This is a genomic window from Gordonia sp. 'Campus' (assembly GCF_022206305.1).
GTDB lineage: Bacteria > Actinomycetota > Actinomycetes > Mycobacteriales > Mycobacteriaceae > Gordonia.
In genome coordinates, this window is the sequence record NZ_JAKOIW010000025.1 from 1 (window position 1) to 26,926 (window position 26,926).

Annotated in this window: 19 protein-coding genes and 1 tRNA gene; 11 read left to right on the top strand and 9 right to left on the bottom strand. The window is 69.1% G+C overall.

Annotated features, from left to right (window positions below; all coding sequences use genetic code 11):
- The 4 genes from MAY35_RS23290 to MAY35_RS20710 all read right to left on the bottom strand — a co-directional run.
- Window positions 1–183, bottom strand: a 183-nt coding sequence (locus tag MAY35_RS23290) for a hypothetical protein (RefSeq protein ID WP_238423170.1), incomplete at its 3' end; no start/stop codon positions are given.
- A 130-nt stretch (window positions 184–313) separates the two neighbouring features.
- Entirely contained in the window at window positions 314–4,243 is a 3,930-nt protein-coding gene (locus MAY35_RS20700) for an ABC transporter transmembrane domain-containing protein (protein ID WP_374237991.1), read from the bottom strand.
- A complete protein-coding gene (locus MAY35_RS20705) occupies window positions 4,237–4,995 on the bottom strand; it encodes a hypothetical protein (protein WP_238423171.1) in 759 nt (252 codons plus the stop codon). Before MAY35_RS20705 ends, MAY35_RS20700 begins: the two co-directional genes overlap by 7 nt.
- A complete protein-coding gene (locus MAY35_RS20710; RefSeq protein ID WP_238423172.1) occupies window positions 4,992–6,065 on the bottom strand; it encodes a glutathione S-transferase family protein in 1,074 nt (357 codons plus the stop codon). The genes MAY35_RS20705 and MAY35_RS20710 overlap by 4 nt, the downstream gene beginning before the upstream one ends.
- Window positions 6,066–6,197: 132 nt before the next feature.
- On the opposite strand from MAY35_RS20710, the gene MAY35_RS20715 reads away from it, so the two are divergent.
- The 4 genes from MAY35_RS20715 to MAY35_RS20730 all read left to right on the top strand — a co-directional run bounded on the left by MAY35_RS20715 (window position 6,198) and on the right by MAY35_RS20730 (window position 12,119).
- On the top strand, window positions 6,198–7,745 hold the full coding sequence (locus MAY35_RS20715; protein WP_238423173.1) for an MFS transporter: 1,548 nt from the start codon (window positions 6,198–6,200) through the stop codon (window positions 7,743–7,745).
- A gap of 46 nt (window positions 7,746–7,791) precedes the next feature.
- Entirely contained in the window at window positions 7,792–8,982 is a 1,191-nt protein-coding gene (locus tag MAY35_RS20720; RefSeq protein WP_238423174.1) for an exonuclease SbcCD subunit D, read from the top strand.
- A complete protein-coding gene (locus MAY35_RS20725; RefSeq protein ID WP_238423175.1) occupies window positions 8,979–11,987 on the top strand; it encodes an AAA family ATPase in 3,009 nt (1,002 codons plus the stop codon). Before MAY35_RS20720 ends, MAY35_RS20725 begins: the two co-directional genes overlap by 4 nt.
- A 56-nt stretch (window positions 11,988–12,043) precedes the next feature.
- A tRNA-Arg gene (locus MAY35_RS20730) sits at window positions 12,044–12,119 on the top strand.
- Window positions 12,120–12,202: 83 nt separating this feature from the next.
- Here the strand turns inward: MAY35_RS20730 and MAY35_RS20735 are convergent.
- Window positions 12,203–12,571, bottom strand: a complete 369-nt coding sequence (locus MAY35_RS20735) for a VOC family protein (protein WP_238423176.1) — start codon at window positions 12,569–12,571, stop codon at window positions 12,203–12,205.
- A gap of 143 nt (window positions 12,572–12,714) precedes the next feature.
- Between MAY35_RS20735 and MAY35_RS20740 the strand changes: the two genes are divergently transcribed.
- Window positions 12,715–13,602: an alpha/beta hydrolase gene (locus tag MAY35_RS20740; protein WP_245404350.1), complete on the top strand. Its 888-nt coding sequence runs from the start codon at window positions 12,715–12,717 to the stop codon at window positions 13,600–13,602.
- 187 nt (window positions 13,603–13,789) lie between these two features.
- Here MAY35_RS20740 and MAY35_RS20745 read toward each other — a convergent pair whose 3' ends face one another.
- Both MAY35_RS20745 and MAY35_RS20750 read right to left on the bottom strand, forming a co-directional pair.
- A complete protein-coding gene (locus MAY35_RS20745) occupies window positions 13,790–14,674 on the bottom strand; it encodes a DUF305 domain-containing protein (protein WP_238423178.1) in 885 nt (294 codons plus the stop codon).
- A gap of 95 nt (window positions 14,675–14,769) precedes the next feature.
- A complete protein-coding gene (locus tag MAY35_RS20750; protein WP_238423179.1) occupies window positions 14,770–15,588 on the bottom strand; it encodes a DUF3105 domain-containing protein in 819 nt (272 codons plus the stop codon).
- 175 nt (window positions 15,589–15,763) lie between these two features.
- On the opposite strand from MAY35_RS20750, the gene argS reads away from it, so the two are divergent.
- The 6 genes from argS to rho all read left to right on the top strand — a co-directional run bounded on the left by argS (window position 15,764) and on the right by rho (window position 24,668).
- The gene (gene argS / locus MAY35_RS20755; RefSeq protein WP_238423180.1) at window positions 15,764–17,416 is read left to right on the top strand and encodes an arginine--tRNA ligase; all 1,653 of its coding nucleotides are present in this window, start codon (window positions 15,764–15,766) and stop codon (window positions 17,414–17,416) included.
- Complete coding sequence (gene lysA, locus MAY35_RS20760; RefSeq protein WP_238423181.1) at window positions 17,413–18,834, top strand: diaminopimelate decarboxylase; 1,422 nt, start codon at window positions 17,413–17,415, stop codon at window positions 18,832–18,834. Before argS ends, lysA begins: the two co-directional genes overlap by 4 nt.
- Window positions 18,831–20,171 carry a homoserine dehydrogenase gene (locus MAY35_RS20765; RefSeq protein WP_238423182.1) on the top strand — a complete coding sequence of 447 codons (1,341 nt, stop codon included), beginning with the start codon at window positions 18,831–18,833 and terminating at the stop codon, window positions 20,169–20,171. The genes lysA and MAY35_RS20765 overlap by 4 nt, the downstream gene beginning before the upstream one ends.
- The gene (gene thrC, locus MAY35_RS20770) at window positions 20,164–21,249 is read left to right on the top strand and encodes a threonine synthase (RefSeq protein WP_238423183.1); all 1,086 of its coding nucleotides are present in this window, start codon (window positions 20,164–20,166) and stop codon (window positions 21,247–21,249) included. The genes MAY35_RS20765 and thrC overlap by 8 nt, the downstream gene beginning before the upstream one ends.
- Window positions 21,230–22,243 carry a homoserine kinase gene (gene thrB, locus MAY35_RS20775; protein WP_238423184.1) on the top strand — a complete coding sequence of 338 codons (1,014 nt, stop codon included), beginning with the start codon at window positions 21,230–21,232 and terminating at the stop codon, window positions 22,241–22,243. The genes thrC and thrB overlap by 20 nt, the downstream gene beginning before the upstream one ends.
- Window positions 22,244–22,586: 343 nt before the next feature.
- The gene (rho, locus tag MAY35_RS20780; protein WP_238423185.1) at window positions 22,587–24,668 is read left to right on the top strand and encodes a transcription termination factor Rho; all 2,082 of its coding nucleotides are present in this window, start codon (window positions 22,587–22,589) and stop codon (window positions 24,666–24,668) included.
- An 84-nt stretch (window positions 24,669–24,752) separates the two neighbouring features.
- Here rho and MAY35_RS20785 read toward each other — a convergent pair whose 3' ends face one another.
- Both MAY35_RS20785 and MAY35_RS20790 read right to left on the bottom strand, forming a co-directional pair.
- Window positions 24,753–25,682, bottom strand: coding sequence for a heme transporter (locus MAY35_RS20785; protein WP_238423186.1), 930 nt, complete (start codon window positions 25,680–25,682; stop codon window positions 24,753–24,755).
- A 1-nt stretch (window position 25,683) separates the two neighbouring features.
- Window positions 25,684–26,895 carry a sulfite reductase subunit alpha gene (locus MAY35_RS20790; RefSeq protein WP_238423187.1) on the bottom strand — a complete coding sequence of 404 codons (1,212 nt, stop codon included), beginning with the start codon at window positions 26,893–26,895 and terminating at the stop codon, window positions 25,684–25,686.
- Window positions 26,896–26,926 lie beyond the last annotated feature (31 nt).

Below are 26,926 nucleotides of genomic sequence, written 5' to 3' on the forward strand. Positions count from 1 at the left end.
CTTCGCGGGGGCGGCGGGAGGGGAGTCGGACGGGGCGGAGCCACCGTTCTCTCCGGGTTCGTAGTTCTTCAGAAGTTCATGCCAACTCGGATCCACCGAGTTCGGGTCTTCTTTGAACTGCTGGTACATTTCCTCGACCAGCCACGTGTTCTGTCCGAAATCCGAAATCGAACTGCTGCTCACAGCGGTATCTCGCCTCAATTCCCTGAAGGTGCCGGGTTTTCTGCCACGCTGTCGTCTCTCGTGAAGACTATCGGTGAACCATCTGCCGATGCTACGCGTCGTCGACTCGGTCACACCTACCGACCTACTACTACGGAGTCAGTTCCGACGCGCTCCGGGTGGACGGCGCCGGGGCTGCACCTGCGCTGGTGGGAGTGGGTGCGAACGGGTCGGGTACCACCGAGTCGTCGGGATCGACACCTGCATCCCAGAACCCGCGATACCTCTGTCCCAACGTCAACAGCTCGTCGTGTGTTCCGAGCTCGACGATGCGTCCGCCGTCGACCACCGCGATCGCGTCGGCGCGCGCCGCGGTCGCGAGTCGATGCGCGACGATGACCGATGTGCGCCTGCGCGTCACCGCGCGGCCGGCCGCGAGGACCTGCGCCTCGGTCGCCTGGTCGAGGGTGGCCGTCGCCTCGTCGAGAAGGAGCAGGTCGGGGTCGACGAGCTCGGCACGTGCCAGCGCGATCAACTGCCGTTGCCCTGAGCTGAGTCCCTGCCCCCGCTCGCCGATCGGGTGGTTCATGCGGCCGGGCAGTGCCGAGATCATCGGCAGCGCCCCGACCGCGGCCGCGGCTGCGGCGATCTCCGCGCGGGCCGCCCCGGGTCTGCCGTAGGCGATGTTGTCCGCCACGGTCCCGGTGAACAGGTGCGGCTCCTGCGGGACCAGTCCGAGTCGTTGTCGATAGCGGGTGAGTTCGAAGTCGCCGATGTCGGTGCCGTCGACACGCACGCACCCGGAGGTGGGGTCGTAGAACCTGGCGAGGAGTTTGACGATGGTCGACTTGCCGGCACCGGTGCGTCCCACCAGAGCCAGCGACGATCCGGGCGGGATGTGCAGGTCGACGTCGGCGAGGGCATCGGTCGATGACCCCGAGTAGCGGAACCCGACCCGCCGGAAGTCCACCTCGCCCTCGAAGCCGCCGGTCGGCGGAGCCAGCGACCGCGTGGAGGTGCGCAGGGAGCTCGGGGTCTGCAGCAGGTCGGCGATGCGACGCAGGCCGACCGATGCCTGCTGATATCCGTCGAACACCTGGGACAACTGCTGGACGGGACCGAACAACATCGTGAGGTAGAGGACGAATGCCACGAGGGTTCCCGCCGACAGGGAGCCGGAGGCGACCTGACCTGCACCCACCCCGAGGGCGACGGCGGTCGCGATGTCGGACATGAGCTGGATCAGCGGGAAGTACGTGGCGATGGCCCGCTGCGAGACCATCCGCGCCTCGACCCACTCCGCCGATCGCCCCGCGAACCGGACCTGTGCGGCGTCGGTCCGCAGATAGGACTGCGTGGTCTTGATGCCCGCGATGTTCTCCTGGAAATCGGCGTTGACCGTGCTGATGAGTTCCCGGGACCGGGTATAGGCGCGGCTCGCCACCCGCCGGAACACCACGGTCGCGACTATGAGGAGAGGGAACACCGGCAGTACGAGCAGGGCGAGGAGGGGGCCGGTGATGAGCAGCGCGACGATGACGCCGAGCAGGGTCAGCACAGCGACGATCGCGGAGGTGAGGCCCGTCTGCAAGAAGGTCGACAGCGCGTCGATGTCGGTGGTCATCCGCGTCATGATGCGGCCGGAGAGCTCGCGCTCGTAGTAGTCCAGGCCCAGTCGCTGGATGTGGGCGTAGCTGCGTATGCGAAGTCCGAAGAGCACGCGTTCACCCGCGCGGGTCGAGGTGATGACCATCGCCGACGCGGCGGCCCATCCGATGCCGACCAGGACGGCCCCGGCGAGCGTGGCCTCCCACAGCGTGGATCGGTCGGATCGGCCCGCGGCGTCGATGACCGCGCGGGCGATGCTCGGGAAGGCGAGGCCGACGAGGGTGTCGATCGCGATCGCCACCAGCGCGGCCGCGAGCAGCAGGCGCACCGGACGAAGGAGGCCCCGCAGGCTGAAGACCGGGTTCTCGCGGCGCGCCGCATCGACGTCGACGTCCGGGTCCTCGTCGGCCGGGGGCAGCGCGTCCACGCTCGCCCGCAGCTCCGGCGTGGCGGGCATCGACCCCAGGGCGCTGGCGACTCCGCCGCCACGACCTGTCCGGCTCCCCGCGCCGGCGCCCGCACGCGTCACCGGCGTCCCGGGGTCATCGGATCGGACCGGGGGCCAGAGCGTGTCGATGTCGTACGGCAAATCCTGATCGCGCGCCGGGGCTGACGGGGGACCGTCGGCGGGATCGGGACCGGCGCTCGTCATCAGCTCCCGGAACCGGGGCGAGGTCGCCTCCAGTTCGGCGAGCGTCCCGAGCGCGGTGATCCGGCCGTCGTCGAGCACCGCGATGCGGTCGGCGAGAACGAGGGTCGACCGTCGATGCGCGAGGACGAGCATCGTGCGATCTCCGCGGCGGAGTCGGGCCAGGATGCGTGACTCGGTGGTCGCGTCCACCGCGGAGGTGGCGTCGTCGAGCACGAGGATGCGTGGGTCGGCGAACAGTGCGCGCGCGAGGGCGATGCGTTGACGCTGGCCCCCGGACAGGGTGAGGCCGCGCTCGCCGATGACCGTGTCGTATCCGTCGGGCAGTGCCTCGATGAACTCCTCGGCATCGGCGGCCGCCGCGGCCGCGCGCACCCGGTCTACGACGTCGGCGCCCGTCGCGGCAGGACCCATCGCGATGTTCGCGGTGATGGTGTCGGAGAACAGGAACGGCTCGTCGAAGACGATGGCCATCGCGCGGTGAAGCGTCCCCGGGGCGATGTCGTCGAGGGCGTACAGGTCGCCGCCGCCCGCGTCGTCGCCGATGATCGAGATCACGCCGGCGTCCGGCCGCTCGAACCGGCTCACCAGATCCGCGATGGTCGATTTCCCCGAGCCGGGCGGGCCGACGACGGCCACGCACTCGCCAGGGTTGATCCGGAGGTCGATGCCCGCGAGGACGGCGGGCGGGTCGTCGGCGTCGTGGGTGTGATGGGCGAACTCGACACCCGAGAGGTTCAGCCCGAGCGGCCCCTCGGGTAGGGCGCCGGATGCGGTGTTGCCGGGGTCCTGCGGGTGGTCGATGACGTCGTAGACACGTTCGACGGCGGCGCGCGCGAGTTGTGCGTTGACGATGAGGTTCGTGAGCAGGCGGGCGATCCCGGTCATGGTGGCGACATAGGTGCTGAACGCCAGGAACGTGCCGGCCGTGATCCGGTCGGTCATCGTGAGGTACCCGCCGACGACGATCACCCCCACCATGCCCAGCTGCGGGATCGCGGCCAGCGTGGGGGCGAAGCGGGCGTTGATGCGGGCGGCACGCAGGCGGCGGGCGTACACTGTCCGGCAGCGGTCGACCAGCCCGTCGACCGCGCGGTCCTCCTGGCCGAATCCCTTCACGACCCGCACTCCGGTGACGGTCTCCTCGACGTGCTGGGCGACGTCGGCCGCGGACTGCTGCGCCGACCAGGTGGCCGCGAACAGACGACGCCGGGTGCGTAGCACCTCGACGGCGATCAGGGGGACGATGACCAGGGCGACGGCCGTCAGCAGCGGCGACAGGTAGGCCATGATGCCCAGCGCGACAATCATCTGCACCGCCGCGCCCATCGACAGCGGCGCCATGGCGAGAAGGCTCTGCACCACCTGGATGTCGGAGATGGATCGGGACACGATCTGCCCGGTGCGTATCTGGTGCTGGCTCCGGCCGTCGAGGTGCAGCAGCGTGTCGAGCAGCCGGACCCGCAGTGTGTTCTGGACGTTGATCGCGAGGCGCCCGGCGAAGACGCGGCGTCCGACGTGGCAGGCGTAACGGATGACGGCGAGCACGACGAGCGCGGCGATGATCGTGTTCAGCGAGAGATCGTCGTCGACGACGCCGGTGGCGTGGTCGATCGCCGCCTTCGCCAGGAGTGGGACCCCGACATCCACGCCGACCGCGATCATCGTGACGCTCATCGTCACGATGACGATGCGGCGGTATCGCCACGACTCGCGGACCAGTTTGCGGATCCAGCCCGATGTGCCGGAGGCGGATTCGGCCGGGGCCGCCGCGGGGGTGGCGGTCTCGGACGGAGTTCGCGGAGGAGGCCCCGCCGTCACCACGAACCGGGCGGGAGCGGGTCCGGAGTCGGCGACTCGACGAAGTCGACGTCGATCACCCACGTCCGGGGTGCCGGGCCGAACGCCTGCCGTGCGTTGTGGACGACCTTGCGTCCCAGCGCCCGACTGCCCGCTCCGCCGATGACGGCGCCGATGCCTGCGGGCATCAGTTTTCCGAAGATCAGCGGCGCGCGGCGGATCGCGTACTTGCGGACCAGTTTGTTCACCAGTGTCTTGTTGAGTTTGGTGATCGCGCCGGACGGCAGCGCGGCGCCGCCGAGCCGGCGCAGGGCACCGCCGCCTGTGCCGACGACGCGTCCGAGGGCGAGTACGCCTTCCTCACCGAGCGCGACGGTCATGACCAGTGCCTTGCGACGCTCGGACTCGTGGACCGGGATGCCGTGCACCTCCGCGATGGACAGCGCCAGGAGAGCGGACGCCTCGAGGAAGAAGGCGGTGTCGCCGGTCATCGCACCGAAGGCGGTGACGGTCCCGACGCCGGGTACCGCGGCGGCCGCCCCGACCGCGCCGCCCGAGCCGGTGACCGCGTTGAGGTAGCGCTTCTCCAGACGCTCGACGATCTGCGCCGGCGAGTCGTCGGGGTACTTGCGGCGCAGCGAGTCCACATATTTCTTCACCGCGGGCGCCTGGAGGCGTTGGGCTCGATCGAGGAGCCCGCCGGTCACCTCGACCGCCTTGCCCGGGGGCGTGCGGCCCTTCTCGGTCGAAGTCCCGTGGGGCGTCTTGTCTCTCATGAGGTCGGGGCCCCGTCCTCGTCGGGCACGACCTCGGAGGGCGGTGGCGGGCCGGGGGGCGTGCCGTCACCGAACGGACGGCCGCCGAGCTCCTCCCGGTGGTGCGGGGTGAGCCAGTTCCGCAGATCGGGGCCCTTCGGCACGATCTGGGTGGGGTTCACATCCGTGTGGACGATGTAGTAGTGCTGCTTGATCTGGGTGAAGTCGGTGGTGTCGCCGAACCCCGGGGTCTGGAAGAGGTCGCGGGCGTACCCCCACAGCACGGGCATCTCGCTCAACTTGCTCCGGTTGCACTTGAAGTGGCCGTGGTAGACCGCGTCGAAGCGGGCGAGGGTGGTGAAGAGGCGGACGTCGGCCTCGGTGATGGTGTCGCCCACCAGGAACCGCTGGGTGGCGAGCCGCTCGGACAGCTCGTCCAGCTTGGTGAACAACCGGTCGTAGGCGGCGTCGTAGCCCTCCTGGCTGCCGGCGAAACCGCATCGGTACACACCGTTGTTGACCTCGGTGTAGATGCCGTGGCTGACCTCGTCGATCTCGTCCCGCAGACGTTCGGGGTAGAGCTCGGGCGCGCCGTCGCGGTGGAAGGCGGTCCACTCCAGCGAGAAGTCGATGGTGATCTGTGGGAAGTCGTTGGTGACGACTTCGCCGGTCGGGATGTCGACGATCGCGGGAACCGTGATGCCCTTGGGGTAACCCGGGATCCGCTTCTCGTAGGCGTCCTTGAGTCGGGGGATCTGCAGGACCGGATCGAGACCCCCGGGATCCAGATCGAATGTCCACGAGTTCTTGTCGTGGGTGGGTCCGCACAGGCCGAGTGAGATCGCATCCTCGAGACCGAGAAGTCTGCGGACGATCAGGGTGCGGTTCGCCCACGGGCAGGCGCGCGCCGCGACGAGGCGGTACCGCCCCGCCTCGACCGGGTATCCGTCGCGACCATCGGCCGTGATACGGGTCTCGATGTACTTCGTGTCGCGCACGAATTCCTGGCCGGTCATCACGTACGAACCCTGTTCGTCTCCGGCGGCGCCGGTCTGCTCGGAGGCGGTGGTCTGCTCGGACTCGGTGCTCATGCTCTCCACAGTAATGATCCGGGGCGACACGAGGCGCCGGACGCGTCCGGCATCCCCTGGCTGGGATCGGCCGCCCGCCGTCCCGCGGTCGAGCGCGACGGGAGTGAATCGGACAGGTCTAGCATCGGGCAGATGCGATCCAGCGACGCCCCCCACGGCGAGGTCAGGGCACCCGAAGAGACCGTCACCACCCGGCCCTGGGCGGCGATGTTGGCGCTCTGCATCGGTTTCTTCATGATCCTCGTCGACATGACGATCGTGGCGGTCGCCCAACCGCGCATCCAGTCCGATCTCGGCACCGACGTCAACGGGGTCGTCTGGGTCACCAGTGCGTATCTGCTCACCTACGCAGTGCCGCTGCTGATCACCGGCAGGCTCGGCGACAAGTTCGGGCCGAAGACGATCTACCAGATCGGTCTGGCGGTGTTCACCGTCGCGAGTCTGTGGTGTGGCCTGTCGTCGTCGATCGGTGAACTCATCGCGGCGCGCGCCCTGCAGGGCGTGGGGGCGGCGCTGATCACCCCGCAGACGATGGCCCTGATCACCCGGATCTTCCCGGCGGAGAAGCGCGGCGCCGCCATGGGCGTCTGGGGCACGGTCGCCGGCGTCGCGACGCTGGTGGGACCGCTGCTGGGCGGGGTGCTGACCGATGCGTTCGGGTGGGAGTGGATCTTCTTCATCAATCTCCCGGTCGGTGTCGTCGGACTCGTCCTGGCCGCGATCCTCGTCCCGCGCGTCGGGACCAACGACCACCAGTTCGACTGGATCGGCGTCGCATTGTCGGCGGTCGGACTCTCCGCGCTCGTCTTCGGCATCCAGGAGGGCGAGAAATTCGCCTGGAGCGCCTGGATCTGGGTGCTGATCCTCGGCGGCCTCGCCGTGCTCGCGGCATTCGTATACTGGCAGTCCAGGATTCGCACCGAACCACTGGTGCCGCTGTCGTTGTTCCGCGATCGCAACTTCTCGCTGGCGACCATCGGCATCGCGTCGATGGGGTTCGCGGTGTCGGCGATGATGATCCCGTTGACGTTCTTCCTGCAGCTCGTCGGCGGGATGTCGCCGACCGAGTCGGCGGTCGTACTCGTCCCGATGGCGGTGCTCACCGGTGTTCTCGCCCCGATCGTCGGACGAATCGTCGACCGCGTCCACCCGCGCACGATCGTGTCCTCGGCGTTGCTGTTGAACGCGGTGGCGATCGGCTGGCTCGGCGTGGTGGCCCGGCCCGACACACCGGTCTGGTTGATCGTCGTCCCGCTCTGTCTGATGGGTGTCGCCTCGGCAGGCATCTGGGCACCCCTCGCCGCGACCGCGACACGCAACCTGCCGTGGCATCAGGCGGGAGCCGGTGCTGGTGTCTACAACACGCTGCGCGTGATCGGTTCCGTGCTGGGCGCGGCGATGATCGGCGCGCTCCTGCAGACCCGATTGGCGGCCGAGCTGCCCGGCATCGATGACGCCGCCGCCCAGGACGGGGGGAGCGGGCAACTCCCGGAGTTCCTCCGGGAGGGCTTCGCGACCGCCATGGGCCAGTCCCTGTACCTGCCGGCCGCGGCCCTGCTGGTCGGCGTCGTCGCGACCTTCTTCTTCGTGCGGCCCGCGCATCAGACTCTTCCGCCGCAGGTCGTCGACCCGCAGACACCGGGTAGCACGACTCACACCGTGGGGGTGCCCGGCGCCTGAGCGCGCGTCCCACGATCTGTCGGGGCCCGACCGTAAAGTTGCGCCCATGCGGATCGTGCACACCTCCGACTGGCATCTGGGCCGGACGTTCCACGGAGTCGAGCTGCTCGCCGATCAGCGGCGCGCACTATCGCATCTCGCGGCCGTCGTCGCCGCGGAGTCGGCCGACGTGGTGATCGTCGCCGGTGATGTCTACGATCGGTCGGTCCCGTCCGCAGACGCGGTGCGGGTCTACGACGAGGGGCTCGCCGAGATCGCCGCCGCCGGAGCGCAGATCGTCGTCACGTCGGGTAACCACGATTCGCCGACGCGCCTCGGTGCCGGGTCCGGGTTCGCGGCCGCGGGCGGCCTGCACCTGCGGACCTCGATCACCGACATCGACCGCCCGGTTCTCCTCTCCGACGCGCACGGTGAGGTGGCCTTCTACGGCATCCCGTACCTCGAGCCGGACACCGCCCGGCACCATCTGGACGTGCCCTCACCCTGTGGTCACACGGCCGTGCTGGATGCCGCGATGGTGCGTATACGAGCGGATCTGGCCGTGCGGCAGTCGCGTTCGGTGGTGGTGGCGCACGCGTTCGTGAGCGGGGCGGCGGCAACGGGGTCGGAGCGTTCCATCAGCGTCGGGGGAGTGGAGACCGTTCCGGCCGAGACCTTCTCGGGCGCCGATTATGTGGCGCTCGGGCATCTGCACTCGCCGCAGCGGGTGGCCGAGTCCGTGCGTTACAGCGGATCACTCCTGCCGTACTCGTTCGGCGAACGCACCCACCGCAAGGCGGTGCTGATCGTCGATCTCGATGCGTCCGGGGTCGCCCAGGTACGGGCGCACGAGATGCCGGTCGTCCGCGAACTCAGTTCTCTCACCGGGACTCTGGCCGATCTGCTGACCGAGGAACGGTTCGGGTCGGCCCAGGATCACTACGTCGAGGTCACGCTCACCGACGCGGTGCGCCCGACCGACGCCATGCGCCGCCTCCGGGAACGCTTCCCGTTCGCCGTGCATGTGCAGTGGGATCGTCCCCACAGCGGTTCCGGTGTCGACTATCGGTCGCGGGTTCGCGGACGCAGTGACGCCGAGATCGTCGCCTCCTTCATCGAGGACGTCCGGGACGCGCCCACCAAGGGAGAACGGGTCCTCATCGAGCGTGCGCTGCGTGCCGTGGTCGGCGAGCCCGAGTCCGACGCCGCCGAACTCACGCTGTTCGACATCGAGGCGATCGTCGCGGAGTCGGCGTGAGGCTTCACCGGTTGCGTGTCCGGGCCTTCGGTCCGTTCGCCGACGAGATCACCGTCGACTTCGACGACCTCGGTGGCGACGGTCTGTTTCTTCTGCACGGTCAGACCGGCGCGGGCAAGACGACCGTTCTCGACGCGGTCGCGTTCGCGCTGTTCGGCCGGGTGCCGGGGGTGCGTGACACGAACCGTCGTCTGCATTCCGATCATGCTGCGCCGCATGAGATCCCGGAGGTCGAACTCGAGGCCACCATCGCGTCGCGACGCCTGCGGATCACCAGGTCGCCCGAGCACGAGCGGCCCAAGAAACGCGGCGACGGCACCCGCAAGGTGAACGCGAAGGCGACCCTGGTGTGGGTCGACGGATCGGGTCCCGATCTCACGCGTCTTCCCGAGATCGGCGATGCGGTCGTTCGTCTGCTCGGGATGAGTGCCGATCAGTTCTTCCAGGTCGTGTTGCTGCCGCAGGGAGATTTCGCCCGTTTCCTACGCGCGCATTCCGACGAGCGAGAGGCGTTGCTGGAGCGTCTCTTCGACACCGAACGTTTCGGCGACCTCGAAGAATGGCTGCGCCAGCGTGCCCGCGACAGCGGCGCGACGCTGACCGAACACACTGCCGTGCTCGACCGAATCGCTGGTCAGATCGTCGCGATCGGTGGCGCCGAACCGACCGCCGACGCCGACTTCGACTGGGCGCAGGGGTGTTTGGATGCCGCCCGGGAGGCAGCGGGGCGCGCGTTCGCGGAGGCCGGTGCCGCGCAGGCTGCGGCCGATCAGGCGCAGGCGGCGTACGAGGCGGGTGCTCGCGTGGCCGAACAGCGGCGCCGCGGTCGCCAGGCCACCGAACGCCTCGCACAGCTGGCGGCGGACGAACCCGCACTGGCAGCAGCAACCCAGGCACGTCGGTTGGCGCTGCGCGCGGCGCCGATCCTTCCGCTCGCCGACGACCACGACCGGGCCGCGGCCGAACTCGAGACCGCCGGGAAGGGCGTCACGCGTGCCCGCACCGCCCTGGTCGAGTTCGCCGAAGGGGAGTCCCTGTGCGGGTATGAGATCGAGCGTGGGAACGAGATCGACGACGCCCTCGCCGCGAGGCTGGACTCCGCGATCGATCGATGGACCGAGGAATCGGGGCGGTGGGAGCCGCTCGCCGAACGGGCGGCGCAGCGTCCGGCGTCGGTCGCCGAGATCGCCGAACTCAAGTCCGCGGTCGCCGAGGCTGACCGCGAGATCGCACGGACGACAACTGCGCTGGACGCCGCGCCTGCTCGTCGTGATGTCGCCGCCGCGGCTCTGCACGCCGCTGACGAGTTGCGAGGACGGGTGCCCGGACTGCAGGCCGAGCGCGACCGGCTCGGTTCGGTCCTCGCAGCGGTGACCGACCGAACGGATGTGCTCGGTCGGCTCGATGCTGCCGAGAAGGCCCTGCTCGACGCGCGCGACGCCCATGCCGCCGCACGCGAGCACGTGCTCGACGTGCGGGAACGGCGTCTCGCCGGAATGGCCGCGGAGTTGGCCGGCGGGCTCGTCGACGGCGAGGCCTGCGTCGTGTGTGGATCGCTCGAACACCCACAGCCGGCCACCGGGGGCACCGGCTCCGGGGTCGGTGCGGCCGCGGCCGAAGAAGACGAGGCGACGGCCGCCGAGGAACGCGCGGGCGCGGCGAAGACGTCCGCCCAGACCGCGGTGACAGCCCTCGCCGAACGCCGCGCCCACCTCGACGAGATCATCGCCGGGGCCGACCCCGATGTCGCGGCGGCCGACCACACCCGGGTCACCGCTGAACTCCGTACCGCTGAACGCGCTGCCGCCCGGCTGCCGGCACTGCGATCGGACGTCGAACGGATCGACGCCGAGGTCGCCGGGTGGCGGGCCGCGGTGGCCGAGATCGAGTCGGCGCAGGCGACGCGGCGCGAACGGTTGAAGTCGTTGCGCCGCAACCTGGCTGAGCTCGACGCCGACCTCCTCGAGGCCACCGGGGGGCGGGTGGGGATCGCCGAACGACGGCGCGAGCTCGCCGAACTCGTGCGACGGGCACGTCGTCTCCGGGACGCCTGCGGGGAGGTCCGACGCGCGCGTGAGCGGTCGGACGAGGCGTCGCAGCGGTTGTCCGAGGCATGCGCCGACGCGGGCTTCGAGTCGGTCGCCGACGTCCGGAAAGCATTCGCTCCCGCGCGGCAGATCGCGGCTTGGGAGTCCATGGTGCAGGAGGCCGCCCGCCTGCGAGCCGCGGCGGAGGAGACACTCGCCGATCCGGACGTGCGGTCGGCTCTGGACGCACCCGACCCGAACCTCGAACAATTGGGTGCCGAGGTGAGTTCCGCGCGCGCACGCCGCGACGCCGCCGCCACCGCGCACGCCGTGGCGGCACAACGCCTCTCCGGGCTCGACGAGTACGTCGTGCAGTTCTGGGCCGCCCTCGACGCCCTGGCGCCGATGCAGGAACGCCAGGCCGAGCTCCAGGGGCTGGCCGAACTGGTCAGCGGGCGAGGACAGAACTCTCGCCGCATGTCGCTGCGATCGTATGTCCTGGCGGCGCGCCTCGACGAAGTGCTCGTCGCCGCGTCCGGTCGTCTTCGCGAGATGTCCTCGGGCCGATACGAATTCGTGCACTCCGATGCCGCCGGGGTGCGCGGCCGGCGAGGTGGCCTGGGCATCGAGGTCCGCGACGAGTACACCGGCGCACTGCGCGCGACGACGACGCTCTCCGGCGGGGAGACCTTCTTCGCCTCCCTCGCGCTGGCCCTCGGGCTCGCCGACGTCGTGTCCGCGGAATCCGGCGGGCGAGTGCTCGACACGATCTTCATCGACGAGGGATTCGGCACCCTCGACCCCGAGGCCCTCGACCTCGTCATGGGGGTTCTCGACGAGCTCCGCGCGGGCGGGCGCGTCGTCGGCGTCGTGAGTCACGTGGATGAACTCCGGGCGCGAATCCCGGCCCAGCTGCACGTCCTGCGTGGCGAGCACGGGTCGTCGATCCGGTTGCAGAGTCCGGTCGGCGTGTCGTGAGCCGGCCGATTGGGTCGTCCCGGTGATGGTGCGCTAGGCTGGGTCCCGCCCGATGAGCCCCCGTAGCTCAGGGGATAGAGCGTCTGCCTCCGGAGCAGAAGGCCGCAGGTTCGAATCCTGCCGGGGGCACCATTTCACCAGAAGCGCCACTTGGGAGCAGAAGCGCCTGTTACAACCGGCGCTCGTGCACGCAAGTGGCGCTTCTGCGTTCATCCTCACACGTATGGCTGCGTGAGCATCTCCAGCAACTGCCCGGACGGGTCCTTGAAGTAGACGCGCCGGCCCTCCTCGGTGGCGATCTCGTTCGGCCGCCGCATCTGCGGATCGGCCCAGTGTTCGACGCCACGTCGAAGCAATGCTTGGTAGCCGCGGTCGAAGTCGGCGTCGTCCATCAGAAACGCCATGTGGACCGGCTCCGCGACCGGTGCCGGCGCGAATTGTAAAAGGGTGTCGTCGTCGAGGAGGATGTTGATGAACGGACCCCAACCGGGTGCGGGCCGCGCGCCGAGCACGTCCCGATAGAAGTCGGCGGACGCCTGCGGATCGTGCGCGCCGATGATGATGTGATTGAAACTGACTGCCATGACGAAACTTTCGTCCCGGCGCCTCCATGCCTGACGCGGTCCGCCACCGGCACGCGACGCTGGGGCAGAGCTTGCCACAGTCTTCTCGGGATGGCCACAATCGGGCCCGGTCGGTACGGTTCGGCCACTAGTCTCGTCGTGTGCTGAATCGCTGGAGACAACGCAACGACTTCGCGCCGGACCTACGTGTAATCGCCCTGCTCGCCCCTTCCCAGCTGATATCCCGTCGGACGCTTCCGGTCGTGCGGCGCGCGTACCGGGTCCGCAACGGCCGGGATCCCGTCACCACGGTGACCACGGGCGGCGGCGTCGACGTGCGGTTGTTCCGTCCGGCGCATTCGTCGGGGCGGCTGCCCGGGCTCCTGTGGATCCATGGCGGGGGATACGTCACGGGGAGTGCGGCTCAGGACGATCGCTGGGCCCGCGCGATGTCCGAACGGGCCGGCGTCCAGGTGGTGTCCGTCGACTATCGGCTGGCGCCCGAACACCCATACCCGGCTGCTCTGGACGACTGCCTCGACGCGCTGCGTTGGATGACCGATCAGCCCGACATCGACACGGGCCGGATCGCGATCGGCGGCAACAGTGCCGGCGGGGGACTGGCCGCAGCACTGGCCTACCGGGCCCGAGACGCGGGGATCGATGTGCGACTGCAGCTCTTGACCTACCCCATGCTCGACGACCGCACACGCGAAGCCGATCCGCGGCACCGGTTGTGGAACGCGTCGGCGAATGTCTTCGGATGGGCCAGCTATCTCGGTGGCGCAGAGCCGGATACGGCCGTCCCGGCACGCCGAGCGGACCTCGAGGGCTTGGCCCCGGCCTGGATCGGAGTCGGCACTCTCGATCTGTTCGCGGCCGAGAATCGCGACTATGGGGAACGGCTCCGAGCGGCCGGCGTCGGGTGCCATGTGGACGAGATAGAAGGTGCATTCCACGGGTTCGACATCGTGGCGCCCAGAACAGCCATCGCGCAGGACTTCTTCGGTCGGCAATGTGACGCCGTCCGGCGCGCACTCACCCACGGCTGAATCCAGCGTCCTCACAGGAGCGGTAGCTCGATGCGTCGCCACGGATCACCGCCGTCGACGAGGAGCATGCCGGCCCGGTCCCCGCACCTGGGTCACCTCACCACAGCGCACAATCGCCACCTCGAACGCAGATTCGCGAGCTGCAGCGAGTGAACTGCGAACGAAGTGGCGATTGTGCGGAGACTGCTCAGTTCATCGGAAGAGGCTGCGCGTTGCGGGCCGCCAGCATCTGGGTGATGATCCCGATTTCCTTGTCCTGCGTGCGCTTCATGCTCGACGCCAGGTCGCGCACATACTCCTGCTCGACGTTGGCCGGATCGGCGGCGTACTCCATCATGTGCAGTCCGCCTTCGTGGTGGCGCAGCATCAACTGCAGGAAGGTGGTGTCCACCTGGGGACCCCGCATCGCGCGGAACTGCTCCATCTCCGTCGAGGTCGCCATGCCCGGCATCGCCGGCTGCTCGACGTCCGACGAAGCCTCACCCGACGCAGGTGCGCCGGACTCCGGCATCGACATGTCCCCGTGATCCATGTCCCCGTGATCCATGTCCCCGTGGTCCATGCTGCCGTGATCGTGACCCCCGTCGGCATGATCGGCCGGATCGGAGTGATCGTGGCCGTCGGCGGAACCGCTGTGTCCCATCCAGGCCATGGTGTCGCCGGGGTTGGTGACGGGTTGCCCCCACCGCGACAGCCACGACTGCATCTGCCCGATCTCGTTGCTCTGCGCGGTGAGGATGTCGAAGGCCATGTTGCGGACCGCGGGATCGGTCCCGTGCTCGAGTTCGATCGCCGCCAGTTCCACGCCCTGTTCGTGGTGACGGGTCATGTCCTGTGCGAAGCCGACCGCCGCGGAGTTCGCCGCGGGTGCATCGTCGTCGACGGGATCGTCGGCGAGGCTCGCCTGGATGAGCAACCCGAGGCCGACTCCGAGGAGGAGCACGGCGACACCGACCAGCGCGAGGAGCGCTCGGTTCTGGTGCGGCGCATCGGATTCGGCGTCGGTGGACGTGGGCGCGCCCACGGTGTCGGGTGTGCGCGGGGTCTCGGGACGATCGCTGCTGTCGCTCATCGCTGGTTCCTCGTCATCTCGCCGGTCGTCTCGGCCGGATCGTTCGCCGGGGTCCTGGTGCCCGGACCGCCGCTGGTCGTGGGTCCCGAACCGGGTCAGCCTGCGGGCGCCGGGGCAGCGCCGTTCATCGGGACGGCATCCGGGCCGGGCTCACCCTCGTCGGCGGGCGGGGGATTCGACGGGTCGAAGCCGGGGATCGCGGCACAGGTCGCCTGGGTTTCCGGGTAGGCCGAGGTCTGTGGGTTCTCCTGGTAGACGCCGGGCATCATGTTGCGGCGAAGCGCGGTGATGAACTGGTCGACGCGGGGATCGCGAGCGGAGTCCAGTTTGAGCTGGTGACCCCAGCTCTGCAGCGACACCGGCTTGTCCAGGCCCGGGTACGGCGAGAGGAACAGGTACTGCTCGCCTCGGACGAGCTGCTTGAGGTGGTCGAGATCCTCGGGCGTGACGGTCTCGGGGTTGTAGGTGATCCACACCGCGCCGTGTTCGAGTGCGTGGACGGCGTTCTCCGAACGCAGCGGGTTCGGGTAGACGACGCCGGTACAGGTCGCCCAGATCTCGTCGTGCGGGCCGCCGAAGGGAGGCGACTGGTCGTAGGCGACGCGCTGCGTCGCGGTGACGTGGCGTCCGGCCTCGTAGTACCGCTTGGTCACGCCGGGGATGGCGGCCGAGGGGTCGGGGTTCTGCGGCGATGGCACGAACTCCGACACCGACTGCACGGCGACATCATCCTTCTGCTCGGCGCGCTGCTCGTTGAACTTGGGGATGAGGTAGATCGCGAGCCCCGCGACAAGACCGATGACCACGACTACGGCGCCCACGAGCATCCAGTCGACCTGGCGTCCCGTCGCGGAGGGAACCGATCCTGCTCTCTTGGGAGACTTGGGGACGTTCGCCCCGGGTTTGCGCGCCATCGACTTCTTTCCTCATCCGACTCCGGTCCCCGCGCGGGCGGGCCCTGGGCCCGGCGCTCGCTCGGCGCCCACGAGTGTACTGGTGGGTGTGCTCGCCCCGACCCCGGTGCGACGGAGTGGGCCGAGCAGGGTGCGATTGTCGGTGATCAGGCATCGGCCAATAGGATGGTGTCCTGTGACTCCCGCCGACCTGGCCGCGCTGCTGCGCGCCGTGACCCTGACCGTGGTCCGCGACCGCGGACTGGACGAGAATCTGGTGCCCGACTCGATCGTCGTCGAGCGCCCCCGTCACGCTGACCACGGCGATTACTCCACCAATGTCGCCCTCCAGATGGGCAAGCGTCTCGGCGTGAAGCCGCGCGAACTCGCGGGCTGGCTGGCCGAGGCCTTCGCGGCCGCCGAGGGCATCGACAAGACCGACATCGCCGGCCCCGGGTTCGTGAACATCTGGCTCGGTGCGGCCGCACAGAACACGGTCGTCGCGTCGGTGCTGGAGCAGGGAGGGAACTACGGCCGCGGAGACGAACTCGCCGGTTCGGTCATCAACCTCGAATTCGTGTCGGCCAACCCGACCGGCCCCATCCACCTCGGCGGAACCCGCTGGGCGGCAGTCGGCGACGCACTCGGTCGCGTCCTGTCCGCCCGTGGCGGCGAGGTGACGCGCGAGTACTACTTCAACGATCACGGCGCCCAGATCGACCGGTTCGCGCGGTCGCTCGAGGCCGCCGCCCTGGGCAACCCGACACCCGAGGACGGGTACGCGGGTGACTACATCGCCGACATCGCGGCGAAGGTCGTCGAGAAGGCCCCCGACGTGCTGTCGCAGCCGGAGTCCGAACGCCTCGAGACCTTCCGCTCGGTCGGGGTGGACCTGATGTTCACCCACATCAAGCAGAGCCTGCACGACTTCGGAACCGATTTCGACGTCTTCACCCACGAGGACAAGATGTTCGCCACCGGCCTCGTCGACGAGTGCATCGGTGAACTCAAGGCCAATGGGAACCTGTACGAGAAGGACGGCGCCTGGTGGCTGAAGTCCACCGACTTCGGCGACGACAAGGACCGCGTCGTCCTCAAGAGTGACGGCAACGCCGCCTACATCGCCGGCGACATCGCCTACTACCGCGACAAGCGCAACCGCGGCTTCAACCTCTGCATCTACATGCTCGGCGCCGACCACCACGGCTACATCAGCCGGCTCAAGGCCGCCGCCGCGGCGCTCGGTGACGACCCGGCGACCGTCGAGGTGCTGATCGGCCAGATGGTGAACCTCGTGCGCGACGGCAAGCCGGTGCGCATGAGCAAGCGTGCGGGAACGGTGATCACGCTGGACGACCTCGTCGACGCGGTGGGGGTCGACGGCGCGCGCTACTCGCTGATCCGTTCGTCGGTCGACGTCAACATCGACATCGATCTCGACCTGCTGACCAAGCAGTCCAACGACAACCCGGTGTACTACGTGCAGTACGCGCACGCCCGGATGTCGGCTCTCGCACGCAACGCCGCTGATCTGGGGGTCGTGTCCTCGCTCGACCACCTCGACCTGCTCGATGACCCCGCCGAGGGTGAATTGATCCGCACCATCGGCGATTTCGACGAGGTCGTGGCCACCGCCGCCACCCTGCGCGAACCGCATCGGGTGTGCCGGTACCTCGAGGTCCTCGCCGGTACGTACCACCGCTTCTACGCGAAGTGCCGGGTGCTGCCGCAGGGTGACGAGGACGTCGCCGACATCCACCGGGCACGTCTCGCGCTGTGCGAGGCCACCCGCCAGGTCCTGGCCAACGGTCTGAACCTGGTCGGCGTCACCGCACCGGAGCAGATGTGAGCGCGCATCCGGCCGGGCCCCGGCACGCCGAGCTGCTGGCCGCACCGCATCTCGCGGAGCGTCCGAACGACCCGGCCGTCCTCGCGGCCATCCCCGCGCAGGTGTGGCCACGCAACGCTGCGCGCGACGACTCGGGGGAACTGCGCATCGCCGGGGTACCGGTGAGCGAGCTCGCCGCCGAGTTCGGTACGCCGGCCTTCTTCATCGACGAAGCCGACTTCCGGTCCCGCTGCCGCGACATGATGGCCGCGTTCGGACCTCACGGTCGCGTGCACTACGCGTCGAAGGCGTTCCTGTGCAGTGAGATCGCCCGCTGGGTCGACGACGAGGGTCTGTCTCTCGATGTGTGCAGTGGCGGTGAACTGGCCATAGCATTGCGCGCCGGTTTCCCGCCGGAGCGGATCGCCCTGCACGGCAACAACAAGAGCGTCGACGAGTTACGCGCGGCGGTCGAGGCGGGGATCGGTCACGTCGTCCTCGATTCGATGGTCGAGATCGAACGCCTCGACGCGGTCGCCCGCGAGCGCGGTGTCGTCGCCGACGTCCTCGTCCGTGTGACCGTGGGCGTCGAGGCCCACACCCACGAGTTCATCTCCACCGCCCACGAAGACCAGAAGTTCGGGTTCTCGCTCGCCGGGGGCGTCGCGATGGAGGCCATCCGGAAGGTCTTCGCCACAGGCAATCTCCGGCTCGTCGGTCTGCACAGCCACATCGGTTCACAGATCTTCGACATGGACGGGTTCGAGCTCGCCGCCCATCGGGTCCTCGGGCTGCTGCACGACGTCGTCGACGAGTTCGGCGTCGAGAAGACGTCCCAGATGTCGATCGTCGATCTCGGTGGGGGACTGGGTATCTCGTACCTCCCCGAGGAGCGGCCGCTCCCGGTCGAGAAGGTGGCGGAGACCCTGGCCGCCATCGTCGAGCGCGAGTCGGCCGCCGTGGGCCTGCCCATGCCGACCATCGCGGTCGAACCCGGCCGCGCGATCGCCGGACCCGGTACCGTGACGCTCTACCGCGTCGGCACCGTGAAGGACGTCGAGCTGGGCGGCGGTGCCGTCCGTCGCTACATCTCCGTCGACGGCGGGATGAGCGACAACATCCGCACGGTGCTCTACGACGCCGAATACGATGTGCGACTGGTGTCGCGGGTGTCGGAGGCACGTGCGGTGGTCTGCCGCGTCGTCGGCAAGCACTGTGAGAGCGGCGACATCGTCATCAAGGACTGCTGGTTGCCCGACGACCTCGGACCGGGTGATCTGATCGCGGTGGCGGCCACCGGCGCCTACTGCTACTCGATGTCGAGCCGATACAACATGACCATGAGACCGCCCGTGGTGGCGGTGGCCGAGGGCAACGCCCGGCTGCTGCTTCGTCGGGAGACCATCGAAGACTTTCTCAGCCTGGAGGTGAGCCCGTGACCGGATCAGTCGAGAACACAAGCGGCGCAAGCGAGTCGAACCCGCGCACCATCGGTGTCGCGGTCCTCGGCATGGGCAACGTCGGGGCCGAGGTGGTGCGCATCATCACCGACAACGCCGCCGACCTCCGCGCCCGCGTCGGAGCCCCCGTCGAGATCCGTGGCGTCGCGGTCCGCGACCTCGGTCGCCCGCGCAAGATCGGACAGGACCTGCTCACCGACGACGCCGCGGCGCTCGTCGCGCGCGATGACGTCGACATCGTCGTCGAGCTGATGGGCGGCATCGACCCCGCTCGCGGTCTGATCCGCTCGGCGCTGGAGAGCGGCAAGTCGGTCGTGACCGCCAACAAGGCCCTGCTGGCCGAGTACACCGGCGAGCTCGCCACCGCCGCAGCCGAGGCCAAGGTCGATCTGTATTTCGAGGCGGCCGTCGCCGGTGCGATCCCGGTGATCCGTCCGCTGATGCAGTCGCTGGCGGGCGACACCGTCGAGCGGGTGGCGGGAATCGTCAACGGCACCACGAACTTCATCCTGTCGGCGATGGACGAGACCGGCGCCGACTATGCCGACACCCTCGCCGAGGCGGGACGCCTCGGATACGCCGAAGCCGATCCGACGGCCGATGTGGAGGGGTACGACGCCGCCGCGAAGGCCGCGATCCTGGCCTCGATCGCCTTCCACACACGGGTGACCGCGGCCGATGTGCACCGTGAGGGCATCTCGTCGGTCACCGCGTCGGACCTGGTGGCGGCCAAGAAGTTCGACTGCACCATCAAGCTGCTCTCCATCTGCGAACGTGTGCGCGACGCCGGTGGCTCGCAACGCATCTCGGCTCGCGTCTATCCCGCACTGATCCCGCTGACCCACCCGTTGGCCACGGTAAACGGGGCGTTCAACGCGGTGGTCGTGGAGGCCGAGAACGCCGGCCGGTTGATGTTCTACGGCCAGGGCGCAGGCGGTTCGCCGACCGCGTCGGCGGTGCTCGGCGACATGGTCATGGCCGCGCGCAACCGGGTGCACGGTGGTCGCGGACCGCTGGAGTCGACCTACGCGTCGCTGCCGGTCGCACCGATCGACGACGTGTTCACGCGGTACTACGTCTCGATGCGGGTGGCCGACAAGCCCGGTGTGCTGGCGCAGGTCGCGGGGGAGTTCTCCAAGCGGTCGGTCAGCATCGCCGCCGTGCGCCAGGAGGGCGCGGGCGACGATGCCCGCCTGATCCTGGTGACCCACCGCGCACCCGACCGTGCGCAATCGGATTGTGTTGCGGCGCTCGAAGACATGGACGCCGTCATCAAGGTGTCGAGTGTGTTGCGATTGGAAGGTACCGATGACTGAAGCGACTTCTACGCCTGTGCACCGCGCGTGGCCGGGCCTGATCGAGGCCTACCGGTCGCGGCTCCCCGTCGCCGACGACTGGAAGGTCGTCACGCTCCTCGAGGGTGGCACCCCGCTGATCAGCGCGCCGCATCTGTCGTCGCTGACTGGCTGCGAGGTTTACCTCAAGGTCGAGGGGCTCAACCCCACCGGTTCGTTCAAGGACCGTGGCATGACGATGGCCGTGAGCAACGCGGTCAACAACGGCAAGACCGCGGTGCTCTGCGCATCGACCGGCAACACGTCCGCGTCCGCCGCCGCCTACGCCACCCGGGCGGGTATCACCTGCGCCGTGCTGATCCCGCAGGGCAAGATCGCGATGGGCAAGCTCGCCCAGGCGGTCATGCACGGCGCCAAGATCATCCAGGTCGAGGGCAATTTCGACGACTGCCTCGAACTCGCCCGCAAGGCGACCTCCGAGTTCACCGAGATCGAGCTCGTGAACTCGGTCAACCCGGCGCGTATCGAGGGGCAGAAGACCGCGGCCTTCGAGATCGTCGACGTTCTGGGTCGCGCGCCCGACGTCCACGCCCTGCCGGTCGGCAACGCGGGCAACATCACCGCGTACTGGAAGGGATACACCGAGTACCACGCCGACGGCGTCTCGTCGTCCGTGCCCCGGATGCTCGGGGTCCAGGCCGCGGGCGCGGCCCCGCTGGTGAACGGCGCCCCGGTGCGAGAGCCGGAGACCATCGCCACCGCCATCCGCATCGGGTCGCCCGCCAGCTGGAATCAGGCCGTCGCCGCCAAGGACGAGTCGAACGGGCAGTTCCGCGCCGCGACCGACGAGAAGCTGCTGGAGGCCTACCGCCTCGTGGCCGGCAAGGAAGGCGTGTTCGTCGAACCCGCCTCGGCGGCCAGTGTTGCCGGCCTCCTCGCAGCCAGTGCCGACGGTTGGATCACACCGGGATCGACCGTGGTGTGCACCGTCACCGGCAATGGCCTCAAGGACCCCGACACCGCACTGGCGGGTATTCCCGAGGTCGAAGCCATCCCGGTCGACCCGGTGGCAGTCGCGAATGCTCTCGGTGTCGGCTGACGGGGCCGGGCGTCCGGTCGATGTCCAGCCGGGCGCCCACAACTCGACCGTCGGCTCGTCACCGACGGTCCGTGACCTGCCCGTCGGCATCTCCACACGGGTCCGCGTGCCCGCGTCGAGCGCCAACCTCGGTCCCGGATTCGACTGTCTGGGAATGGCTCTCGGAATCCACGACGAAGTGATCGTGGAGACCGTCGACTCCGGGGTGACCCTCGATGTCGAGGGTGAGGGTGCAGCCGACGTCCCACGGGACGAGTCGCATCTCGTCGTCCGGGCGCTGGCCCGCGGCCTGGCGCACGCCGGGTTCCGCGCTCCCGGCCTGACCCTCCGCTGTGTCAATCAGATCCCGCATTCGCGCGGCCTGGGATCGTCGGCGGCCGCCGCCGTGTCGGGTCTCGCGGCGGCATCGGGGCTGATCTCGGCCGCCGGCCTGGGCGCCGGGCTGTCGACTGACGAGCTGGTGCAGCTCTCCAGCGAGTTCGAGGGACACCCTGACAACGCCGCCGCCAGCGTGCTCGGCTCGGCCGTCGTCACCTGGACCGACTCCGCGGACGGGGTGCCGACGTACCGCGCGCACCGCTTGGCCGTGCACCCCGACATCTGTGCGACCGTGTTCGTTCCGGACACGGAGTCCTCGACCAGCTTCACCCGGGGCCTCCTGCCGGATTCGGTCCCGCGAGGCGATGCGGTATTCAACCTGAGTCGTTCCGCGCTCGCGGTCGTGGCGCTCACCGCCGAGCCCCGGAATCTGATGGCGGCGTCCGAGGACCGCCTGCATCAGCCGTATCGCGCGTCGGCGATGGCGCCCACCAGCGATCTGGTCGCCGCGCTGCGTGCCTGGGGATACGCCGCCACCGTCTCCGGTGCGGGTCCGACCGTCCTCGTGCTCGGCACTGCCCCGGTCCCCGCCGACATCCGTCAGATCGCGCAGGGACTCGGCTTCACCACCCGCTCGGTCGCCATTGCCGGCGGCGTCGAGATCAGCGTCGGCTGATTCGCGTCCCCGGGCCCGGAGCGGGGCCCTGCTCGTTTGGCGCATTCGGCGTGTTGCCCCTATCATGCGAACGGGGTTACCATATTCTGGTCTAGCCGCGCGGGCTTGTCCTGCCGCTTCTCATTCATCACCGACCGGAGCACACCGGCTGTCGAACCTGCCGTGGTCGTGGGTGTCTGTCGACGGAGTCGACAGGGCCGAAGCGTAGGTACTCTCCGAGCACGCTCGCAGCGGGACCGCATATTTCTCTACCGTCCACCGCGGACGGACTCCCTAGCGCACAGAAGCAGGGAAACGTAGACCTCACGCAGTTTTCGTCTGCGGGAGGAACGAAAGGACTTCCGTGACCGATACGGACCTGATCACCGCACCTGCCGAGCAGGAATCCGCGGGTTCGGCCGCCCCCGATTCGGGACAACCGGCCACCAAGACACGTGCACGCACCGGTCTTTCCGGCATGGTGCTGAGCGAACTCCGGACGGTCGCCGGTGAACTCGGCATCAAGGGCACCTCGGGAATGCGCAAGGGCGACCTGATCGCCGCCATCAAGGAGCGCCAGGCCGGAGGCGGCGCCGCCGCGGCTCCCAAGAGCGCCCCGACCCGGGCCAAGAGCGCCGCGAAGGCCGCCCCGACCACCGACGACCAACTCACGATCGCCGACTCCCCGTCGGGGGATGCCTCCACCGACGCGCCGAAGGCCGACGCGCCCAAGGGCGCCGGGCGGGCGTCGAGGTCCGCCGGTCGCAAGACCGCCGAGACAAGCGCCGACCAGAACGTGACGCCCGACAACGGTGCCCAGGACGAGGCGCCCAAGGACAGGGCTCCCGCCGAGAAGGCCACCACCGAGAACGCCGACACCGCGCCCGGCGACGGCGGCCAGCGGGAGGGTGCGTCGGATTCCGAGGCCGGTGGCGGCCGCGAACGACGCCCGCGCCGCGACGGTGCGGCCGAGTCGTCCGGCGACGCCGACGGCGGTGAGCAGCGCACCCGCCGGAACCGCAACCAGAACCGGGACAACCAGAACCGCGACGGGGGTCAGAACCGCGACAACCAGAACCGCGACGGCGGCCAGAACCGGGACAACCAGAACCGGGACAACCAGAACCGGGATGGCGGCCAGAACCGGGATGGCGGCCAGAACCGGGACGGGGGCCAGAACCGCGACAACCGTGACGATGACGGAGAGGGCGGCGGCCGTCGCCGTGGCCGTCGTTTCCGCGAGCGTCGTCGTGGCCAGAACCGCGACACCCCGAACGAGCCCCAGGTCTCCGAGGACGACGTGTTGCAGCCGGTCGCCGGCATCCTCGACGTCCTCGACAACTACGCCTTCGTGCGGACCTCCGGATACCTCGCCGGTCCGAACGACGTCTATGTCTCGATGAACCTCGTCCGCAAGAACGGGCTCCGACGCGGCGACGCGATCACCGGTGCGGTCAAGGTCGCGCGCGACGGGGATCAGCAGAACCAGCGTCAGAAGTTCAATCCGCTGGTGCGCCTCGACACGGTCAACGGTGGGGACGTGGAGGCGGCCAAGCGTCGTCCCGAGTTCAACAAGCTGACCCCGCTCTACCCGAATCAGCGGCTGCGCCTGGAGACGACCCCCGAGCGTCTCGACACGCGGGTCATCGACCTGATCATGCCGATCGGCAAGGGGCAGCGTGCGCTGATCGTGTCGCCGCCGAAGGCCGGTAAGACGACGATCCTGCAGGACATCGCCAACGCCATCGCCACCAACAACCCCGAATGCCACCTCATGGTCGTGTTGGTCGACGAGCGTCCCGAAGAGGTCACCGACATGCAGCGTTCGGTGAAGGGCGAGGTCATCGCCTCGACCTTCGACCGCCCGCCGTCAGACCACACGTCGGTGTCCGAACTCGCGATCGAGCGCGCCAAGCGTCTGGTCGAGAGCGGCAAAGACGTCGTGGTGCTGCTCGACTCGATCACCCGCCTGGGTCGTGCGTACAACAACGCGTCGCCGGCATCGGGTCGAATCCTCTCCGGCGGTGTCGATTCCACCGCGCTCTACCCGCCCAAGCGCTTCCTCGGCGCGGCTCGCAACATCGAGAACGGCGGCTCCCTGACGATCATCGCCTCGGCCCTCGTCGAGACCGGCTCCACCGGTGACACCGTGATCTTCGAAGAGTTCAAGGGCACCGGTAACGCCGAGCTCAAACTCGACCGCAAGATCTCCGAGCGCCGCGTCTTCCCGGCAGTGGACGTCAACCTGTCCAGCACGCGTAAGGACGAGCTGCTGCTGTCGCCGGAGGAGTTCTCCATCGTGCACAAGCTGCGTCGTCTGCTCTCGGGTCTCGACTCGCAGCAGGCCATCGACCTGCTCATCAGTCAGCTCAAGAAGACCAAGACGAACATCGAGTTCCTGATGTCGGTGCAGAAGACCGCGCCGGGCGCGAACAACGACGACTGACCCAGTCGGAGACTAGAACGGCGCCGACGAGAACGGCCCCGACCGCGGTGACGCGGATCGGGGCCGTTCTCCGTTGTCGCTCGATCAGGAGATCAGATCGGCCATCAGCTGGTCCCAGGCCTGGACGACCTCGGGTGCGACGACTCCGGTCTGGGTGACCACCAGACAGCACTGCGCAGTCCGGTTGTAGATCTCGAGCGACCCGATCGGACCCCACACGCCCTGGGGCCAGGTCACCCAGCAGTCGCCGACGAGGTTGAAGTTCACCATCACCCGGGCATTCCCGGACGCGAGCACCATCTGACCGCGATGTTCGCGCCCGCCGTCGAGCCGATCCTGGCGCATCTGCACGCACCCCGGCGCCGTGGCGGCCAGGGTCACCGTCATCCCCAGAAGGGCCGCGTGCTCGAGGGCTGCGATCACCCGACGGGTGTTCACGCGAGTCGCACGCGAGGATGCGGACGCGGCCAGCGAGGCATGACGCGCCGAACCGCCGTCGGCGAGAATCGAATCGAGTTGCGCGATCTGGTCGTCGTGGTGGTGTGGCGGCGCGGTGTCTTCGGGGATTCCCGGTCCGACCGGGAACGGTCGAGGACGTGCTGGCCCGTGTCCGAGCGAGAGCGACTCGAATGCGAGCCGGTCGGAATTCTCGGTCAGGTAGGTGGCGTGCGATGTGTTCCCGCGGTCGTCGAACAGCCTCAGGGTGGGCGGGACATGGGCGGCGGGATCGCTGAGGAGGGTCGAGGACAGTCGGGACGAGCTGAGCCGCAACGTGATCCGATCGGACTCGGCGCGGATCGGACCTCCGACGGAAACCGGTGCCGCGTGCACGCCCACCGCGTTCATGATGACCGGCCCCGCCACGGTCACCCCGACGACCTGTCCGAGCGACGGGAGGTGCGCGGTCACCCCGCCCACGTCGCCGATGACCGAGGAATCACCGAAACCCGCTGTGCGCAGCAATATCTCGAGATCGCTGTGGGCGGGCGGGTATTCCTCGGCGGACCCGGTCATGTCAGTAGACGTCGCGCAGGTATCGGTTGTCCGACCGCAGCTGGTCGACGTAGTCACGCGCGGCGTCCGGACCCATCCGACCGCACTCGCCGATGATCTCGTGCAATGCCGCGTCGACGTCGTCGGCCATCGTCGTGGCGTCGCCGCACACATAGACGCGCGCACCCGCCTCGAGCCAGGAGAACAGTTCCGCGCCGTGTTCGCGCATCCGGTCCTGCACGTAGACCTTGTGGTCCTGATCGCGCGAGAACGCGAGGTCCAAGCGGTCGAGGGTGCCATCGGTGATGAACTGTTCGAGCTCGCGCGCGTACAGGTGGTCGCACGCGCGATGCTGGTCGCCGAAGAACAGCCAGTTGGCTCCGGTGGCGCCCGCGGCGGCGCGTTCGTGGAGAAAGGCGCGGAACGGCGCGACGCCGGTGCCGGGGCCGATCATGATCGCCGGGGCGTCGTCGGCGGGGAGCCGGAAGTTCTTGTTCGGTGTGATGAAGACGCTCACGGTGTCACCCGGGGCACAGCGGTCGGCGAGGTGGGTCGAACACACCCCGCCCCGGGACCTGCCGTCCAGGGTGTAGCGCACCGTTGCCATCGTGATGTGCACGGTGCCCCCATGGACCCGGGGGCTCGACGAGATGGAGTACTCGCGGTGGGCGAGGGGGCTGAGCTCCTCGAGGAGTTCCTCGGCGGTCAGCGTCAGGGCCGGGTCGATGTTCAGCAGGTCGAGGACGTCGCGCCCCGAGAGCCACGCATCGAGTGCGAGGGCGTCGCCCGCCTCGACGAGGCGGGTGAGTTCGGGGTCCCCGGTGCGGTCGGCGACCACCTTGGCGAGGTACTTCGACGGGGTCGCGATCTCGTACCGGCGCGTCAGGGCCTCGCGCAGTGTGTAGGTGGCCTTCCGATCGGCGATGATCTCGTCGCCCACGGCGCCGAGGCGATCGAGTAGCAGGTCGACGAGATCCGGATCGTTGAGCGGCGCGATACCGATGCCGTCGCCCACCTCGTAGGTGATCCCGCTGTCGCCGAGATCGATCTCGATGTGCCGGACCTCTTTGGCCGAGCCGGGTCCGGACAGCACCTCGTTGGTGAGGATCGTGGCCGGGTACGGATTGCGCCGGTTCCACGGCGACCGTGCGGTCCTGCCGGTGCGGCGAGCGGGAGCAGGGGCGGCGGCGGTGTCGAGTGCCAGGGCGCTGCCGGCCGATGCGGCGTCGTACATCGAGGCATCCTTCGTGATCGACGTTCGGTGA

Coding starts and splice junctions, on each gene's coding strand:
- thrB (WP_238423184.1), top strand. CDS start 21,230: ATGCTCTCGGTGTCGGCTGACGGGGCCGGGCGTCCGGTCGATGTCCAG.
- MAY35_RS20715 (WP_238423173.1), top strand. CDS start 6,198: ATGCGATCCAGCGACGCCCCCCACGGCGAGGTCAGGGCACCCGAAGAG.
- MAY35_RS20720 (WP_238423174.1), top strand. CDS start 7,792: ATGCGGATCGTGCACACCTCCGACTGGCATCTGGGCCGGACGTTCCAC.
- MAY35_RS20785 (WP_238423186.1), bottom strand. CDS start 25,682: ATGACCGGGTCCGCCGAGGAATACCCGCCCGCCCACAGCGATCTCGAG.
- MAY35_RS20790 (WP_238423187.1), bottom strand. CDS start 26,895: ATGTACGACGCCGCATCGGCCGGCAGCGCCCTGGCACTCGACACCGCC.
- MAY35_RS20745 (WP_238423178.1), bottom strand. CDS start 14,674: ATGAGCGACAGCAGCGATCGTCCCGAGACCCCGCGCACACCCGACACC.
- thrC (WP_238423183.1), top strand. CDS start 20,164: ATGACTGAAGCGACTTCTACGCCTGTGCACCGCGCGTGGCCGGGCCTG.
- MAY35_RS20705 (WP_238423171.1), bottom strand. CDS start 4,995: ATGAGAGACAAGACGCCCCACGGGACTTCGACCGAGAAGGGCCGCACG.
- MAY35_RS20710 (WP_238423172.1), bottom strand. CDS start 6,065: ATGAGCACCGAGTCCGAGCAGACCACCGCCTCCGAGCAGACCGGCGCC.
- MAY35_RS20750 (WP_238423179.1), bottom strand. CDS start 15,588: ATGGCGCGCAAACCCGGGGCGAACGTCCCCAAGTCTCCCAAGAGAGCA.
- MAY35_RS20735 (WP_238423176.1), bottom strand. CDS start 12,571: ATGGCAGTCAGTTTCAATCACATCATCATCGGCGCGCACGATCCGCAG.